The sequence below is a fragment of the Micromonospora sp. CB01531 genome, assembly GCF_001905095.1.
GTDB lineage: Bacteria > Actinomycetota > Actinomycetes > Mycobacteriales > Micromonosporaceae > Micromonospora.
Genome location: NZ_LWLS01000080.1, coordinates 36,690 through 53,012 on the forward strand (window position 1 = coordinate 36,690; position 16,323 = coordinate 53,012).

The 16,323-nt window shown below is 74.2% G+C and carries 15 protein-coding genes; 8 read left to right on the forward strand and 7 right to left on the reverse strand.

Annotation, left to right across the window (positions count from 1 at the left end; genetic code table 11):
- Positions 1–22 precede the first annotated feature (22 nt).
- Complete coding sequence (locus A6A27_RS23290) at positions 23–418, forward strand: hypothetical protein (protein WP_198940420.1); 396 nt, start codon at positions 23–25, stop codon at positions 416–418.
- Positions 419–427: 9 nt separating this feature from the next.
- On the opposite strand, the gene A6A27_RS23295 is transcribed toward A6A27_RS23290, so the two are convergent.
- The gene (locus A6A27_RS23295) at positions 428–1,312 is read right to left on the reverse strand and encodes an ABC transporter substrate-binding protein (RefSeq protein WP_073836771.1); all 885 of its coding nucleotides are present in this window, start codon (positions 1,310–1,312) and stop codon (positions 428–430) included.
- Positions 1,313–1,505: 193 nt separating this feature from the next.
- On the opposite strand from A6A27_RS23295, the gene A6A27_RS23300 reads away from it, so the two are divergent.
- From A6A27_RS23300 to A6A27_RS23310, 3 genes are all read left to right on the forward strand, one after another.
- Positions 1,506–1,883, forward strand: a complete 378-nt coding sequence (locus A6A27_RS23300) for an SCP2 sterol-binding domain-containing protein (protein ID WP_158074034.1) — start codon at positions 1,506–1,508, stop codon at positions 1,881–1,883.
- Positions 1,880–3,931 carry an amylo-alpha-1,6-glucosidase gene (locus A6A27_RS23305; protein ID WP_073836773.1) on the forward strand — a complete coding sequence of 684 codons (2,052 nt, stop codon included), beginning with the start codon at positions 1,880–1,882 and terminating at the stop codon, positions 3,929–3,931. The genes A6A27_RS23300 and A6A27_RS23305 overlap by 4 nt, the downstream gene beginning before the upstream one ends.
- A gap of 126 nt (positions 3,932–4,057) precedes the next feature.
- The gene (locus A6A27_RS23310) at positions 4,058–4,984 is read left to right on the forward strand and encodes a diacylglycerol kinase (RefSeq protein ID WP_073836774.1); all 927 of its coding nucleotides are present in this window, start codon (positions 4,058–4,060) and stop codon (positions 4,982–4,984) included.
- 102 nt (positions 4,985–5,086) lie between these two features.
- Here A6A27_RS23310 and A6A27_RS23315 read toward each other — a convergent pair whose 3' ends face one another.
- Complete coding sequence (locus tag A6A27_RS23315; RefSeq protein ID WP_443189994.1) at positions 5,087–5,866, reverse strand: HAD family hydrolase; 780 nt, start codon at positions 5,864–5,866, stop codon at positions 5,087–5,089.
- Positions 5,867–5,943: 77 nt separating this feature from the next.
- Between A6A27_RS23315 and A6A27_RS23320 the strand changes: the two genes are divergently transcribed.
- Positions 5,944–8,733 carry a DEAD/DEAH box helicase gene (locus tag A6A27_RS23320; protein ID WP_073836775.1) on the forward strand — a complete coding sequence of 930 codons (2,790 nt, stop codon included), beginning with the start codon at positions 5,944–5,946 and terminating at the stop codon, positions 8,731–8,733.
- A gap of 60 nt (positions 8,734–8,793) precedes the next feature.
- Here the strand turns inward: A6A27_RS23320 and A6A27_RS23325 are convergent, their stop codons facing one another.
- Both A6A27_RS23325 and A6A27_RS23330 read right to left on the reverse strand, forming a co-directional pair.
- The gene (locus A6A27_RS23325) at positions 8,794–9,714 is read right to left on the reverse strand and encodes a 5'-3' exonuclease (protein WP_073836776.1); all 921 of its coding nucleotides are present in this window, start codon (positions 9,712–9,714) and stop codon (positions 8,794–8,796) included.
- A 61-nt stretch (positions 9,715–9,775) separates the two neighbouring features.
- A complete protein-coding gene (locus A6A27_RS23330; protein WP_073836777.1) occupies positions 9,776–9,994 on the reverse strand; it encodes a hypothetical protein in 219 nt (72 codons plus the stop codon).
- A gap of 101 nt (positions 9,995–10,095) precedes the next feature.
- Between A6A27_RS23330 and A6A27_RS23335 the strand changes: the two genes are divergently transcribed.
- Positions 10,096–11,169, forward strand: a complete 1,074-nt coding sequence (locus tag A6A27_RS23335) for a DUF4037 domain-containing protein (RefSeq protein ID WP_073836778.1) — start codon at positions 10,096–10,098, stop codon at positions 11,167–11,169.
- Between the two features lie 48 nt (positions 11,170–11,217).
- Here A6A27_RS23335 and A6A27_RS23340 read toward each other — a convergent pair whose 3' ends face one another.
- On the reverse strand, positions 11,218–11,910 hold the full coding sequence (locus A6A27_RS23340) for a hypothetical protein (RefSeq protein WP_083672790.1): 693 nt from the start codon (positions 11,908–11,910) through the stop codon (positions 11,218–11,220).
- Positions 11,911–12,047: 137 nt separating this feature from the next.
- Positions 12,048–13,310, reverse strand: coding sequence for an MFS transporter (locus tag A6A27_RS23345; RefSeq protein WP_073836779.1), 1,263 nt, complete (start codon positions 13,308–13,310; stop codon positions 12,048–12,050).
- Between the two features lie 83 nt (positions 13,311–13,393).
- Here A6A27_RS23345 and A6A27_RS23350 point away from each other — a divergent pair, with 83 nt between their 5' ends.
- Positions 13,394–14,299, forward strand: a complete 906-nt coding sequence (locus A6A27_RS23350) for a winged helix-turn-helix transcriptional regulator (RefSeq protein WP_073836780.1) — start codon at positions 13,394–13,396, stop codon at positions 14,297–14,299.
- A gap of 187 nt (positions 14,300–14,486) precedes the next feature.
- Positions 14,487–14,609 (forward strand): 50S ribosomal protein L36, encoded by a 123-nt coding sequence (locus A6A27_RS23355; RefSeq protein ID WP_073836781.1) that lies wholly within the window; start codon positions 14,487–14,489, stop codon positions 14,607–14,609.
- Positions 14,610–14,777: 168 nt separating this feature from the next.
- Here the strand turns inward: A6A27_RS23355 and A6A27_RS23360 are convergent, their stop codons facing one another.
- A complete protein-coding gene (locus tag A6A27_RS23360) occupies positions 14,778–16,208 on the reverse strand; it encodes a cellulase family glycosylhydrolase (RefSeq protein WP_073836782.1) in 1,431 nt (476 codons plus the stop codon).
- Positions 16,209–16,323 lie beyond the last annotated feature (115 nt).

The following is a 16,323-nucleotide window of genomic DNA, read 5'->3' on the forward strand; positions in this document are numbered from 1 at the left end:
GGGTGGGCGGATACTGGCCGCCGTGATCGACGACCGCCCGCCGCGCCGCCCCGACCTCGCCTCGGCACTGCGTTTCCTGATCGAACTGGTCGCCTGGGTCGCCACGCCGTGGGCGCTCGCCCCACACTCGGCGGCACTGGCGGTCGCCTCGGTGCTGGTGCTGATCGGCCTGCCCACCGTCCTGGCCACCCCGGGGGACAAGAAGAACGCGATCGTGCCGGTGCCCGGGGTGGTCACCATCGCGCTGGTGGTGCTGCAACTGGCCGCCGCCGCGGTCTCGGCGTGGTTCGCCTGGCCGCGGCCGGTCGCCGTGGCGGTGGCCGCACTGGCTCTGGCCACCGTAGTCACCGAACTGCCCCGCTGGCGCCGGCTTGCCCCGCTCGGCCGCGACGGCCGCCCATCAGGCCGATCCGCGTAGCGGGCGGCGTCAGGCCACCCGCCGGACGGCCCCTTCCGGTGGCGCCGGCACGGCGTCCGGGTGCAGGATCGCGGCGATCGCCTCGGCGCCGTCGACCAGGCGCGGGCCGGCCCGCACGATCAGCCCGTCCGCGTCGAGCGCCCAGACCTCCGCGCCGGGAAAGTGCCGGACCACCGTCGCGGCCTGCGCGACCGCCCCGTCCAGGTGGAAGCCGCACGGCGCGACCAGCACCACCTCCGGGCGGGCCGCCTGGAGCGCCGGCCAGGTGGTCGGCGTCGACCGGGCGCCCGGGTGGGCGGCCACCGGTTCCCCGCCGGCCACCCGGACCAGGTCCGGGATCCAGTGCCCGCCGCCGAACGGCGGATCCACCCACTCCACCACCGCCACCCGCCGCCGGGGCCGGCCGGCCACCGCCGCGTCGACCGCCGCGAGCCGCGCGCGCAGGCCGTCCACCAGCGCCTCCGCCCGGTCCGGCACCCGGGCCGCCGCGCCGACGGCCAGCATCGTGCCCAGCACGTCCGGCAGCGTGTACGGGTCGAGCGACAGCACCTCCGCCCGGCAGCCCAGGTGGGCCACGGCGTCCGCCACCCGCCCGGAGGGCAGCGCGCAGACCCGGCACAGGTCCTGGGTGAGGATCAGGTCGGGGTCAAGCTCGGCCAGGGCACCCGCGTGCAGGGTGTAGAGGTTCGCTCCGGCGGCGAGCTGCGCCCGCACGTACGTGTCGATCTCGCCGGGGCTCATGCCGCGGGTGTCCCGGCCGCCCACCACCACCGTCGTGCCGGCCCGGTACGCGGCCGGTACCGCGCACTCGAAGGTGACCCCGACCAGTTCGTCCCCGAGGCCGAGCGCGTAGCCGATCTCGGTGGCGGCGGGCAGCAGGGACACGATGCGCATCCCGCCATCCTGCCCGCCCGCACCACGCCGGCGGCACCGCCCCGCAGTTCCGGCGATCCGGGCGTCCGGGCCGGACCTCGGCGATAGTCTGAGGCGGCGCCGGAGCAGGCCTCGGTCGCGTCCGTCGCCGCCGCCGACGGCGCGCCACCCGCCGGGCCGCCCGGTGCGACGGCCCTCTCCTGGGAGGCGTGTGGTGTCCGATCCGATCGAGGCGTACTTCGCGCAGCTCGCCCGTCGGCCTCCGGAACGGCTGCACCGCCGCACCACCGGCACGATCCGGTTCGAGCTGGACGGGCCCGATGGCGTCGACATCTGGCATCTGACCATCGCCGACGGCCGGGTCACGGTGTGCCGTGAGCGGCGCGACGCCGACACGGTCTTCCGCACCGACCGGGGCTTCTTCGTTCGGATGACCCGCGGCGAGGCGAAGCCCCTCCCGGCGTGGCTGCGCAACGACATCACCGCCGAAGGACGGTTCCATTTCGTGATCCTGCTGGAGCGCCTCTTCCCCGCGCCGGCCGGGGGACGCCACCCCCGGGCCGTGGCGGGCGGACGTGGGGAGCGCGGATGACGTCGAACCTGGTCCGCGTGATGGACGGCAACATCTTCGTGCTCAGCGAGGACAACGGCGACATCGAGGCGACGCCCAGCAACCCCAGCGGCTTCTTCGACTTCGACACCCGGTTCCTGTCGCTGTGGCGACTCACCCTGGACGGCGACCGCCTGCACCCGCTCTCCCTCGCCGAACGGGACCACGTCACGCTGCGCTTCTTCCTCGTGCCGGGCGCCCCGACCCACTACGTGGACGCCAAGTCATCGGTGATCCGGGAACGCTCCATCACCGGTGGCGTGTTCGAGGAGCGGCTGACCGTGCTCAACCACGACCGGGTGCCGGTGGACTTCACCGTACGGCTGGACGTGGCGAACGACTTCGCGCCGATTCGCGCCATCGATCAGGAGCGCACCCCGCCGGGGCGGTTCTACCAGCGGATCGAGGAACGCCGCCTGCGCCTCGGCTACCGGCGGGAACGGTTTCAACGCGAGACGGTGGTCTCGAGCAGCGAGCCGGCGCGGATCGACGAGCGCGGGCTGACGTACGCGGTTCGGGTAGCTCCCAAGCAGGGCTGGACGACCACCCTGCGGGTGCGGTCGTTGGTGCCGCGCCCCGACGGCCGGGACGTCCGGGAGCAGTTGGATCGGCGACCCCGGCGCAGCGCCGCCGAGCGGCACCAGGACCTGGCGGCGTGGGTGGACCGGGCGCCCCAGCTCTGCTGCGACTGGGACGCGCTGACCAACACCTATCGGCGCAGCATGGTGGACCTGGCGTCGCTGCGGTATTCGCCGCTGACCCTGCCGGACGAGGCGATGCCCGCCGCCGGCCTGCCGTGGGTCGCCACCATCACCGGGCGGGACGCCATCCTGACCAGCTTCGAGGCCCTGCCGGTGGCTCCGGAGCTGGCCACCGCGACGCTGCGGATGCTCGGCATCGACCAGGGCTCGGTGCTGGACGACTTCCGCGACGAGGAGCCGGGCAAGATCCTGCGCGAGTTTCGCTACAGCGAGCTGGCGGCCTTCGAGGAGCGGCCGGACTCCCCGTACTTCGGCAGCGCTGACACCACGCCGCTCTACGTGATCCTGCTCGACGAGTGCGAGAAGTGGACCGGCGACGCGGACCTGGTGCGGGAGTACGAGCACGAGGCCCGCGCGGCGCTGCACTGGATCGACGAGTACGGCGACCTCCTCGGCGACGGCTACATCCGGTACCTGCGGCGCAACGAGCAGGCCGGGCTGGAGAACCAGGGCTGGAAGGACTCCCCGGAGGCGATCTGCCACGCCGACGGGCGGCTGGCCGCGCCGCCCGTGGCACTCTGTGAGCTGCAGGGGTACGCGTACGACGCGAAGCTGCGGGGGGCCCGGATGGCCCGGGAGTTCTGGGGTGACCCGGTGTACGCCGAGCAGCTGGAGCGGGAGGCGGCCGCCCTGCGGGAGCGCTTCGACCGGGACTTCTGGATCGCCGATCGGGGTTACTACGCGCTCGCCCTGGATGGCGACGGCCGGCAGGTCGACGCGTTGGCGTCCAACATGGGCCACCTGCTGTGGAGCGGGATCGTGCCGCCGGAGCGGGCGGGGGAGGTCGCCCAGCATCTGCTCGGCCCGCGGCTCTTCTCCGGCTGGGGTGTGCGAACCCTCGCCGAGGGGCAGGCGCGGTACAACCCGCTCGGCTACCACGTCGGCGCCGTGTGGCCGTTCGACAACGCGCTGATCGCCTGGGGGCTGCGGCGGTACGGGCTCGTCGGGGAGGCCGGCCGGATCGCCGAGGCCCTGGTCGACGCGTCCCGGTACTTCCAGGGCCGGTTGCCGGAGGCGTTCGCCGGTTATCCCCGCGAGCTGACCCGCTACCCGGTGCGCTATCCGACGGCGAACAGTCCGCAGGCGATGGCGACCGGTGCCGTCTTCCTGCTGTTGCGCGCCCTGCTCGGGCTGGAGCCGTCCGGGGAGCATCTGCTGATGTCGCCGTCGGTGCCACCGCGGTTCGGCCGGGTGGAGCTGCTCGACGTGCCCGGACGGTGGGGTCGGATCGATGTGATCGGCATCGGGTTGGCCCGCCCTCGGGCCTGACTGCCCGGCCGCCTTGGGGGTCCGCCGACCCGCTTACCCGCACCTGGCTTCGCCGTGGCTCCCGGGCGTGGCCGGGCGGTGAGAACGGGTGTCGCCCCTGGTGAGCGGGGTGGGTCGTGCCGTACGGTGCTCGCCGTGACCGCGCACGATCTTGTTCCGCCCGGCCCCGTCGCCGTACTCGCCAACCCGACCGCCGGCCGGGGGCGGCACCGTGGCCTGCTGCCCCGGCTGGTGGATCGGCTGGCAGGCGCCGGCCGGCCGGTCCGGCTGTTGGAGGCGGCCACCCCGGAGGAGGCCGAGGCGGCCTGCCGCGCCGCGGTCGCCGACGGCGCCGCCGCGCTGGTGGCGGTCGGCGGGGACGGCACGGTCCACCGGGCGTTGCAGGCCGTCGCCGGTACGGCGGTGCCGTTCGGCCCGGTCCCCGCCGGCACGGGCAACGACTTCGCCGCCGACACCGGCTTCCCCGCCGACCCGGTCGCGGCCGTCGAGGTGATCGTCGACGCGTTGCGGGACGGCCGGACCCACCCCGTCGACCTGGCCCGGCTGACCGGCGCCGAGGGCGGCATCCGCTGGTACGGGGCGGTGCTGGCGGCCGGCTTCGACGCCATCGTCAACGAGCGGGCCAACCGGATGCGCTGGCCCCGCGGGCCCCGCCGGTACGACCTGGCGATCCTGGTCGAGCTGGCCCGGCTGCGGCCGCGCCGCTACCGGCTGCGCCTCGACGGCGAGGAGCACGAGCTGGACGGGGTGCTCGTCGCGGTCGGCAACTGCGCCAGCTACGGCGGCGGCATGCGGATCTGCCCGGATGCCGATCCGACCGACGGGCTGCTGGACGTGGTGGTGGGCGGCCGGTTCGACCGGCGCACCCTGGTCCGGGTCAAGCCCCGCATCTACCAGGGCACGCACGTCGCGCACCCACTCGTGCGCAGCTACCGGGCCCGCACGGTGGAGCTGGACGCGGCCGGCATCACCACGTACGCGGACGGGGAACGGGCGTTCGACCTGCCGGTGCGGATCAGCGCGGTGCCGGAGGCGGTGCGGCTGCTTCGCTGACCGGGCCGCCGGGGGTGCCCTCGGCGGCCGCTGCTCACCGAGTCGACGGGCCGGCGTTGCCCGGGCATCGCCGACCCTCCCGTGTCCCCGAGCTGGGGTGGATCATGCGTCGGGACGCAGGGCCAGGTCGAGTACCGCGCCGAGCCCGTTGGGACTGCCGGCGTCGGCGCAGGGCAGCACCAGCACGGCGCAGCCGGCCTGCACGGCCCCCGCGTCAGCGGGGGTGTCGCCCACCATCAGCGCCCGCTCGGGGTCGACGCCGAGCATCCCGCACGCCCGCCAGAAGATCCCCGGGTCCGGCTTGCAACGCCCCACCTCGTACGACAGGGCGAACGCGTCGATCAGGCCGTCCAGCTTCCAGGCGGCGAAGAGCGGCCGGAGGTCGAACCCGATGTTGCTGACCACCGCCACCTTCACCCCGGCGGCCCGCAGCGTGGTCAGCACCGCCTCGGTGTCCGGGTACGGCACCCAGCCGTCCGGGATCAGCACCCGCTCGTAGAGCGCGTCGGCGAACCCCTCGATGCCGGCGTCGACCGTCTCCGCGAGCCCGGTGTACGCGCCCCGGTGGGCGTGCGGGTAGAGATCACGGTCGGCCCACAGCTCGGCGAGCCGGGGTGGTACCCGGGCCGGCAGCGGGCCGCCGGCCCGGCCGGCGGTCAGCAGCCGGTCGGCCAGCGCGGTGGCCCGGACCCGATCCAGCTCCACCCCGCACGCCGCCGCGGCGGCCCGCACCCACTCGCGCGGCTCCTCCACCTGCGCGAGCGTGCCGTGGAAGTCGAAGAGCACCGCCTCCACGGGCCGGCGGGACGTGCTCGGGCGGACGGCGTCGTCGGCGCCGCTCGAGGCTTGGGGGGATTCGGCATGGTCCGGCACGTCGTGCACCCTACCGACCCGCACCGACCGCCCTGCCGGACGGCCTTGGCCGGTGGTCGTCGGCCGTACCGATTAATCTTGAAGGCATGTCGAGCCCCGCCGAGCGGTACGCCGCGGCGCGCCGCCGGGCCGCGCAGGCTTCCGCCTTCCCGGCCCTGCACGAATTCGCCCAAGAGCTGGGGTTCGGCCTCGACGACTTTCAGCGCGAGGCGTGCGAGGCGCTGGAGCGGGGCAGCGGGGTGCTGGTCTGCGCGCCGACCGGCGCCGGCAAGACGGTGGTCGGCGAGTTCGCCGTACACCTGGCGCTGCGGGGCGGCCCGACGGCGGCCGACGGCGGCGGGCCGCCCATGCGGCGCAAGTGCTTCTACACCACCCCGATCAAGGCGCTGTCCAACCAGAAGTACCACGACCTGGTGGACCGCTACGGCGCCGAGCAGGTCGGCCTGCTCACCGGCGACAACGCGATCAACGGCGACGCGCCCGTGGTGGTGATGACCACCGAGGTGCTGCGCAACATGCTCTACGCCGGCTCGGCCACGCTGGAGGGCCTGGCCTACGTGGTGATGGACGAGGTGCACTATCTCGCCGACCGGTTCCGCGGCGGGGTGTGGGAAGAGGTGATCATCCACCTGCCCGCCTCGGTCACCCTGGTCTCCCTGTCGGCGACCGTCTCCAACGCCGAGGAGTTCGCCGACTGGCTGGTCACCGTGCGGGGCGAGACCGCGGTGGTGGTCAGCGAGCACCGGCCGGTGCCGCTCTGGCAGCACATGCTGGTCGGCAAGCGGATGTTCGACCTGTTCCACGACGCCGACGCCGCCCGCAAGCACGATGTGCACCCGGAGCTGCTGCGCTACACCCGGGACACGATGCGCCGCCTCGAGCTGGGGGAGGGGCGCAGCGCCGGCCCCGGCTTCGGCCGGCGCGGCCCCCGCTGGCGCGGCCCGATGCGTCCCGACATCGTCGACCGGCTCGACCGGGAGGGGCTGCTCCCGGCGATCCTGTTCATCTTCAGCCGGGCCGGGTGCGACGCCGCCGTGCAGCAGTGCCTCGCGGCCGGGCTACGGCTCACCACCCCCGAGGAGCGGGCGGAGATCCGCCGGCTGGTCGAGTCGCGGGTCACCGCCATTCCCGGCGAGGACCTCTCCGTCCTCGGCTACTGGGAGTGGCTCGACGGGCTGGAGCGCGGGCTCGCCGCCCACCACGCCGGCATGCTGCCCGCGTTCAAGGAGGTCGTCGAGGAGCTGTTCGTCCGCGGCCTGGTCAAGGCGGTCTTCGCCACCGAGACCCTGGCGCTGGGCATCAACATGCCGGCCCGGTGCGTGGTGCTGGAACGCCTGGTGAAGTTCAACGGCGAGGCGCACGTCGACCTCACTCCGGGGGAATACACGCAGCTCACCGGGCGAGCAGGCCGGCGGGGCATCGACGTCGAGGGGCACGCGGTGGTGGTCTGGTCGCCGGAGACCGACCCCCGGCACGTCGCCGGCCTCGCCTCCACCCGCACCTACCCGCTGCGGTCCAGCTTCCGGCCGTCGTACAACATGGCGGTCAACCTGGTCGGCAGCGTCGGCGCGGAGCCGGCCCGGGCGCTGCTGGAGTCCTCGTTCGCGCAGTTCCAGGCGGACCGGTCGGTGGTCGGCCTGGCCCGGCAGGTGCAGCGCAACACGGAGATGATCGAGTCGTACGGCGCGGAGGCGGCCTGCCACCACGGTGACTTCGACGAGTACTTCGCCCTGCGGGTGGCCATCGCCGACCGCGAGCGGGCGTTGGCCCGGCAGGGGCAGACCCAGCGCAAGGCGGCCGCGATCGCCTCGCTGGAGCGGCTGCGGGTGGGTGATGTGATCCGGGTGCCGTCCGGGCGGCGGGCCGGCCTCGCGGTGGTGCTCGACCCGGCCACCGGCGGCTTCGGCGAGCCGCGCCCGCTGGTGCTCACCCAGGACCGCTGGGCCGGGCGGGTCACCCCCGGCGACTTCACCACCCCGGCCGAGGTGCTCGCCCGGATCCGGGTGCCCAAGCACTTCAACCACCGGTCCCCGGCGGCGCGGCGGGATCTCGCCGCAGCGGTCAGCGGCACCGGGCTGGACCGGCACGGCGGCCGGCGGGGCGGGCGCTCCAAGCAGGCGGTCGGCGAGGACCACCGGCTCAGTCAGCTCCGCGCCGAGCTGCGCCGGCACCCCTGCCACGCCTGCCCGGACCGGGAGGAGCACGCCCGCTGGGCGGAGCGGAGCCGCCGCCTGGAGCGCGACACCGAGGAGCTGCGCCAGCGGGTCGCCGGCCGGACCGGGTCGCTGGCCCGTACCTTCGACCGGATCGTGGCGCTGCTGACCGCGCGGGGCTACCTTTCCGCCGACGGCGAGGTCACCGACGCCGGCCGGATGCTCGGCCGGATTTGGACCGAGGCCGATCTGCTGGTCGCCGAGTGCCTGCGCCGGAAGGTGTGGGACGGCCTGTCCCCGGCCGAGCTGGCCGCCGCCGTGTCGGTGGTGGTCTTCGAGGCCCGCCGGGACGTGGACGAGCGGGCCTCGCTGCCGCGTGGGCCGATCGCCGACGCGGTCGACGAGACGCTGAAGCTGTGGAGCGACATCGAGGCGGACGAGGCCGCCCGTGGCCTCGCCGTCACCCGGGAGCCGGATCTCGGGTTCGCCTGGCCGATCTACCGGTGGGCGCGCGGCGAGGCCCTCGCCAAGGTCCTCGCCAGCGGGCACCAGATCGACGGTGAGATGCCCGCCGGCGACTTCGTCCGCTGGGCCCGGCAGGTGGTCGACCTGCTGGGCCAGCTCGCCGACTCCGGCGGCGCCTCCACCGAGGTGCGGGCCACCGCCCGGCAGGCGATCGCCGCCGTCAAGCGGGGGGTACTGGCCTACCACGGCGCCGCCTGATCAGGCGTGGCCGCTCCCGTCCCCGGCGGATCCGGCGGCGGGCGGGAGCGACGCCGCCGGTCAGGCCCCGGTGGCGAGGGCGTCCACCAGGCGGCGGCACGAGCCGGCGAGGTTCCACCGCTGCGCCAGCTCCAGCAGCCGGTCCGGGTCCGCGGGCGCGGTCGGCAGCGCGGTGGCCAGCTGCGGCAGCGGTACGTCCGTGGCGACCCGCACCACCTTCGGCGCGACGGCCAGGTAGTCCCGGGCCGCCTCCAGCTTGGTCCGCAGCCCGGGGGCGAAGCCGGAGCCCCGGTCGTCCAGGGCGGCGAGGATGCCGTCCAGCCCGTCGTACCGCTCGATCAGCCGGGCGGCCGTCTTCTCGCCCACCCCGGGCACCCCGGGCAGCCCGTCGCTCGGGTCACCGCGCAGGGCGGCGAAGTCGGCGTACCGGTCGGCGGGGACGCCGTAGCGAGCGCGGACGGCCGCGTCGTCGCAGTCATCCAGCTTGGCCACGCCCCGCCCGACGTAGAGCAGCCGCACCTGGCGGGCGTCGTCGACGAGCTGGAACAGGTCCCGGTCGCCGGAGACCACCTCCGCCGGGCCGGGCTGGGTCACCGACAGGGTGCCGAGCACGTCGTCGGCCTCGTAGCCGGTGGCGCCGACGGCGGTGATGCCGAACGCGTCGAGCACCTCCAGGATCATCGGCACCTGCGGGGAGAGGGTGTCCGGGACCACCTCGCCGCCCTCCGGCGCGACCCGGTGCGCCTTGTACGACGGCAGCAGCTCCACCCGCCACGCCGGGCGCCAGTCGTGGTCGAGGGCGCAGACCATCCGGTCGGGCCGGCGGGTGCGGATCAGCTGGGCCAGCATGTCGAGGAAGCCGCGGACGGCGTTGACCGGCTGGCCGTCGTCGGTCTTCGCGGCGGACTCGGGGATGCCGAAGTAGGCGCGGAAGTAGAGGCTGGGGGAGTCGATCAGCAGGATCGGGGGTCGGTGTGCCACGGCACCAGCCTGGCACAGCGGTGTGACGAGGTGGGGGACGGTGATCGGTGCCGCCCGGCCGTCAGCTGCCGTCGCGGCGGTACAGGGTTTCCCGGCGGGCCATCCGCTGCAGCGCGTAGCTTGCGACCAGCAGGAGGACCGCCAGCACCACCTCGACCCGGGCCAGGGTCCCGCTGGCGACGATCAGGCCGACCAGGAGCAGCGCCAGCCCGACCACGGCGAGGATGCCGGCCCACAACAGCCGGCGACGCCGTACGGCCCCCCGACCGGTCTCCGACACCGCAGCGCCTCCCTGGGATCTTTCCCCAGGTTATCCACCTCGACCGGCCGGTGGACCGATAACCGCTGGGTGGCGCGGTGCGTGGCCGGCAGACTGACGGCATGGCGTTCGTACCCGGCCTGACGCTCTGCCGGCGCTTCCACGACGAGGTGCTCGCCCCGCTGCTGGCCCGCCGCCTGCCCGCCGTCCGGTACGCCGCCGGGCTGCTCGACGGTGGCTCGGAGCTGCTCGGGCTGGACACCCCGCGCTCCACCGACCACGACTGGGGGCCGCGTACGCAGCTCTTCGTCGCCGATCCCGCCGACGTCGCGCCGGTGCGTGCGCTCCTGGACGCGGAGCTGCCGGCGGAGTTCCTCGGCTGGCCGACCCGGTTCGCCGGCGGCCCGGACGTCCGGCTGGGCGTGGTGCGGGCCGACGGCGACCGGCACGGGGTGAGCGTCGACGAGCTGGGCGGGTGGCTGCGTGGGCGGCTCGGCTGCGACCCGTGCACCGGGATGGGGGTGGCGGACTGGCTGGCCGTGCCCACTCAGCGGCTGGCCGAGCTGACCGGTGGGGCGGTCTTCCACGATGGGCTCGACGGGGCGCTGACCGCTGCTCGCGCCCGGCTGGCCTGGTATCCGGACGACGTGTGGCGGTACGTGTTGGCGGCCGGCTGGCACCGGATCGGCCAGGCCGAGCATCTGGTCGGCCGGTGTGCCGAGGTCGGCGACGAGCTGGGCAGTCGGGTGGTGACCGGCGGGCTGGCCCGGGACCTGATGCGCCTCGGCCTGCTGCTGCACCGCCGCTGGCCCCCGTACGCGAAGTGGCTCGGCACCGTCTTCGCCGCGCTGCCGCCAGCGGCCCCCGTGCTGGACGCGCTGGCCGCCGCCCTCGGGACGGGCGGCTGGCCGGAGCGGCAGGCCGGACTGGTCCGGGCGTTGGAGACCGTCGCGGCCTGGACCAACGACACCGGCCTGGCCGCCCCGGTCGACCCGAGTGTCCGGCAGTTCCACCACCGGCCCTTCCTGGTCCTGGACGCGGACCGGTTCGTCGCCGCGTTGTGTGCCGCCGTCACCGACCCGGACCTGCGGGCCCGCCCGCCGGTCGGCGCTGTCGACCAGTACCTCGACAATGTCGCCGTGCTCACCGACCTGGAGCGGGTCCGCCGGGTCGCCGCGGCCGTCCTGCCGGACTGAAGGTCCCGCCAGGCCACGCGGGCGGGACCGGCCGGCCCGGGCGGTCGGTCAGCGCGTGGAGGTCGTCCGCCACAGCGCCGTGGCGAGCCAGAGCAGCCCGACGCCGACCAGCGCGCCGTGCCCGATCCGGATGGCCGCCGCGGCGAAGAACTGTGGCAGGAAGAGCAGGAATCCGAGGGCGAACGGCACCCCGCTGAGTTTGGACATCAGGCCGCTGCGCCAGACCGCTGCCGCGGCGAGGGCGGCGCTGACACCGAGCGCCAGCAGGCCCGCCAGGAAGCTGGTGCCCGCCACCGGGTCGAACCGTACCTGGTCGGCCATGGCGAGTATGTCGATCTGCGGGTTGGCCGCGGCCTGAGTCGCGATCGCGTGCAGGCCGAACGCCTCGGCGCCGTAGTAGGGCAGCACCAGGCCGGCGCCGACCGCACCGGTGACGAACGCGGTGACGGCGGTGCGGCCGGCCCGGGTGCCGGCGACGGCCTGGGCGAGGGCCAGCAGGCCGAGCGGCACCAGGATGAAACCGATCATGGCGAAGGTGTGCGCGGGCACCCAGGTGCCGGCGGACATCGCGGCGAGGGCGCCGGCTGCGGTGGACTCGTCGTGCCAGGGGCGGAGGGCGGGATAGAGGACGAACATGACGGCTGCGGCGGCGAAGGCGGCGGCGCCGACTCGGATCCGGCTGATCGGGGGCTCCTTGACTCGTTGAGGGGAGGGGTGGGCAGGGATGGCGAGGAACGCCACGGAGTCCCAGCGGAGCTAGCTATTCGCTGTAGCCAAAAAGCTAATGCCATTAGCTTTTGGTGTCAAGGGTGCGTCCCGGTCCTGGCCGCCGCGCGGCAGCGAGGTGGCAGCAGCGCCCACGGCGACGCTGCGCCGGGTCAGCCGACCGCCGCGACGGTCCGCTCAGCCGGGTCGTCGACCCGCAGGTCGGTGAGGTCACGCAGCCCACGGACGGGGGAGAGGAGCAGGGCCAGCGGGGCCAGCGCCGTGGCCGCGGCGAACACGAGGAGCGTGGCGCGCGCTCCGGCGAGACCGGCCAGCGCGCCGGCGGCGAGCCCGCCGACGGGGATCGCGCCCCAGGAGACGAAGCGGACCGTGGCCATCACCCGGGAGAGCAGGTCCGGCGGGCTGGCGGTCTGCCGGTAGGTGCGGGTGGTCACGCTGAGCACCACCACGCCGCCGGCGAAGACCACGTTGCCGGCGGCGAACGCCAGGTACGCCGGCCAGCCGGCGCCGACCGGCACCAGGAACGCGCCGCCGACCGCGAGCAGGCAGGCGACCACCAGGGATCGGGCGCTGCCCCACCGTCTCGTGATCCACGGCGTCAACGTCGCGCCGACCAGCGACCCGATCCCCTCGACCGCGAGCAGCACGCCGACCAGGGCGGCCGGGGCGTGCAGCTCCCGGACCAGGTAGAGCGGGTAGACCGCCAGCTGGGCTCCGCACACGAAGTTCACCGCGGTGGCCGTCCACATAGTCGGCCCCATGACCGGGTGGCGGGTGACGTACCGCCAGCCCTCGCCGATCATGGCGCGCACCGGCGGCCAGCGGTCCGGGGCGTCGCCGCGGCGGGCGGGCAGGGACCACAGCAGCGCGGCGGACACCAGGTAGCTGGCCGCGTCGACCACCACGGCCGGCACCGCGCCGAGCGCCTGTACCGCCAGGCCGCCGAGGGACGGCCCGCTGAGCTGGGTACCGGCGTGGGTAGCCGAGGTGAGGCTGTTGCGTGCGTGCAACTGCTCCCGGGAGACGATGGCCGGCAGGAACGTGGCGTTGGCGACGTCGAAGAGCACGTTGGCGAAGCTGACCACCAGGGCCACGAGGACCAACTGGGCGACGGTCAGCAGCTCCCACCACCAGGCGAGCGGGATGGAGGCGACCGCGAGCGCCCGGGCCAGATCGGCGCCGACCTGCGCACCGCGCAGCGGCAGCCGCTGCACGATCACGCCGGCGGGCAGCCCGATCACCAGCCAGGCGACGTAGTTCGCGGCGGCGATCAACCCCATCTCGAACGCGGACGCGTCCAGCACGGTGAGCGCGGTCAGCGGCAGCGCGACCGCGCCGACCGCCGACCCCACCGAGCTGGACGTGCCGGCCGCCCACCAGCGCCAGAACACCCCGGCCCCCTGCCCGACGGACATGCCGTCAACCCCCGATCCGAGCCAGTGAGTTCCAATCTGGAACGGACTATAGTCGAGGCGGCCGGTCGAGCGGGAGGTGGAGTGTGAGGCGCGCGGATCTCGGCGACGCCGACTGCGGCATCGCGCAGGCGCTCGGCGTGCTCGGCGACTGGTGGACCTTCCTGATCGTCCGCGAGATCGCCGGCGGCACCACGCGGTTCGACGCGTTGCAGCGGGAACTGGGGGTCAGTCGGCGGGCGCTCACCGAACGGCTAGGCGGCCTGGTCGAGCAGGGGGTGCTGCTCCGCCGGCCGTACTCGACCCACCCGCCGCGCCACGACTACCTGTTGACCGGCAAGGGCGAGGCGCTGCTGCCCGTGCTGGTCGCGCTGCAGGACTGGGGGACCCGGCACGTGATGGGTGACGGCGAGCTCACCGCCACGGCGAACGCCGACTCCGCCGAGGTGCGCCGGGTGCACCGCCTGGTGGGTCGCCGGATACCGGACATGACGTTGCGCCGGCACGACGGCGGGGCGGAACCACCCGCCGTGCCCGCCCGATGGACCGTTCTCTACCTGTTCCCGGGTGCGTTCGCGCCGGGGACCCAGGGCCCTCCGCCGGCCTGGGGGGAGATCCCCGGCGCCGTCGGGTGCACCCTCGAGTCCCGGACGTACGCCGACCGGCACGAGCTCTTCCGGGCCGCCGGCGCCGAGGTACGCGGGGCGAGCACCCAGCGGCCGGACCAGCTGCGCGCCTTCGCCGAGCACGCCCGCCTGCCGTACCCGCTGCTGTCCGACGAGGACGGTCGGCTCGGCGCCGGCCTGCTGCTGCCCACGTTCCGGGCGGGTGGGGTGCCACGGTTCAAGCGGCTGACGCTGCTGATCGACCCGGAGTCGGTGGTGCGGGCGGTGCAGTTCCCGGTGACCGACCCGGCCGGCTCGGTCGACGAGATGCTCGCCGAGGTCCGCCGACGGGCCGTCGGCCAGGCACGGAACCGACCACACCGGTAACACCGGCAAGCCCAGCTCCTTCACCCTCGACGGCATCCCCTGCACGGTCGCCTGACAGCGGGACGGCCGCGGGTGCCCACCCGGCGTCCGGCGGCCGTCTCCCGACCACCCCTGCCCGCATGGCCACGCCGACGTCGGGTACGCGATCAGGACGGCCGAGAATCCAGCAGGAACGGGGTGAACCGGAATGAAGGTCCGTAGCTCTCTCCGTGGGCTGAAGCGGAAGGTCAACTCGATCGTGGTGCGCCGGCGCGGCAAGGTCTTCGTGCTCAACAAGGCGGACCCGCGACAGAAGGCCCGCCAGGGCTGACCGAACGACCTGGCGCGGGCGAACCCGCACCAGTGGGCGACCCTGCGCCGGGCCGCGAAGCTGGGCCTGGTGCCGGGGCCGGTTCGGCTGTTCTGCGCGCGCCGGCCTGTCGACCGTTGGCGGCCCAGCCGGCGGCGGCCCGCCCGGGGCCGCCGCCGGTCGCCCCGGTCAGGACGTCGGGAAGTTGTCCGGGGTACGGATGCGGTTGCGCATGAAGTTCCCCGAGTCGGTGAGCACCGTGGTGCCGGCGTACGTGCCGCCGTTGCAGGTGCCCGGCTTGAACGCCGCGCTGCCCTCGCTCGCGTCGGAGTACGTCCAGTTCGCGTAGCTGATCTTCAGCCGATCCAGCAGGTCGAGCCAGGCGGTGCTGCTGGCCGTGTCGACCGCGCCGTCACCGCTGTAGGTGACCGTGCCGAACTCGGTCACGAACAGCGGGATGCGGGCGGCCGCCCGCTGCACCTCGGTCCGGTAGTTGTCCCGGTGGGACGCGGCGTAGAAGTGGAAGGCGTACATGATGTTGCTGGCCCGGACCGGGTTGTTGGCGACCTCGTCGGAGTTGCCGCCCTCGGAGACGCCCAGCGAGGACCAGCCCCGAGTGCCGACGATGACGACGGCGTCCGGATCGTTGGCGCGGATGATCGGGATCACCTGTTTGGCGTAGGCCCGGATGGTGGACCAGCTGACCCCGTTCGGTTCGTTGGTGATCTCGTAGATCACGTTGTTCTTGCTGGCGTTTCGCGCCGAGACCGCGGCGAAGAATGTCTTGGCGCGCTCAAGGTTGTACATCGGATCGCCGGGCGTGAGGGTGTGGAAGTCGATCAGCGCGTACATGCCGCGCGCGGTCGCTTTGTCCACCAGCGTGTTCACCTGGTTGGTGAAGCCGGTCGGGTTCGTCTCGTAGCCCTGCTCCTGCACGTACATCGAGATGCGCAGCAGGTCGGCCTGCCAGTCGTCGGCGAGGGCGTCGAGGGAGGCGTCGTGGTAGCACCTGGCGAACCACTGCAAGCCGTGGGTGCTCATGCCGCGCAGTTGGATCGGCCTGCCGTACTGGTTGCAGAGGTTGACGCCGCAGACCCGAAGTTGCCCGTTGATCGCCACCGGGGTGGTGCCGGTGGTCGGCGGGGGCGTGGTGGGCGGGGGAGTGGTGGTCGGTGGCGCGCTGGTCGGGCTGGTCCCGCCGGTGCAGGTCGTGCCGTTGAGGGTGAACGCCGTCGGCGCTGGGTTCGCGGTGGTCCAGCTGCCGTTGAATCCGATGGTGGTCCTCGCCCCGGTGGCCAGCGCGCCGTTGTAGCTGAGGCTCTGCGCGGTGACCGCGCTCCCGCTCTGCTGGAAGGTCGCCGACCAGCCCTGGGTGACGCGCTGCCCGGAGTTGGGGAACGTGAAGCCGAGTGTCCACCCGTTCACCGGGTTGCCCAGGTTCTGGATGGCGGCGGTGGCGGTGAACCCGCCCTGCCAGGAGTTGGTGGTGTACGTGACGGCGCAGCCGGTCGCTGCCATGGCGTCGGTCGACGGCAGGACGGCCGTCGCGGCCAGGGCGAGCGCGCCGACGACGCCGCCCACGAGGAGGTGGCGCCGGGACGGGCGCGGGATCGAGGTCATGCGGGATCGTCCGATCTGGTGGGTGGGACAGTTGACGGTGCCCATCGCGAACTCGCCCGGAAAGTTCGACGGAAGTGACCCTCGGGAGCGCTCCCACCGAGAGGGTAGAGGGGCG

Bases quoted from the DNA above. Each gene is read 5' to 3' on its own strand.
- A6A27_RS23305 (WP_073836773.1), top strand. From the start codon at position 1,880: ATGACGTCGAACCTGGTCCGCGTGATGGACGGCAACATCTTCGTGCTC.
- A6A27_RS23295 (WP_073836771.1), bottom strand. From the start codon at position 1,312: ATGCGCATCGTGTCCCTGCTGCCCGCCGCCACCGAGATCGGCTACGCG.
- A6A27_RS23360 (WP_073836782.1), bottom strand. From the start codon at position 16,208: ATGACCTCGATCCCGCGCCCGTCCCGGCGCCACCTCCTCGTGGGCGGC.
- A6A27_RS23345 (WP_073836779.1), bottom strand. From the start codon at position 13,310: ATGTCCGTCGGGCAGGGGGCCGGGGTGTTCTGGCGCTGGTGGGCGGCC.
- A6A27_RS23355 (WP_073836781.1), top strand. From the start codon at position 14,487: ATGAAGGTCCGTAGCTCTCTCCGTGGGCTGAAGCGGAAGGTCAACTCG.
- A6A27_RS23320 (WP_073836775.1), top strand. From the start codon at position 5,944: ATGTCGAGCCCCGCCGAGCGGTACGCCGCGGCGCGCCGCCGGGCCGCG.
- A6A27_RS23335 (WP_073836778.1), top strand. From the start codon at position 10,096: ATGGCGTTCGTACCCGGCCTGACGCTCTGCCGGCGCTTCCACGACGAG.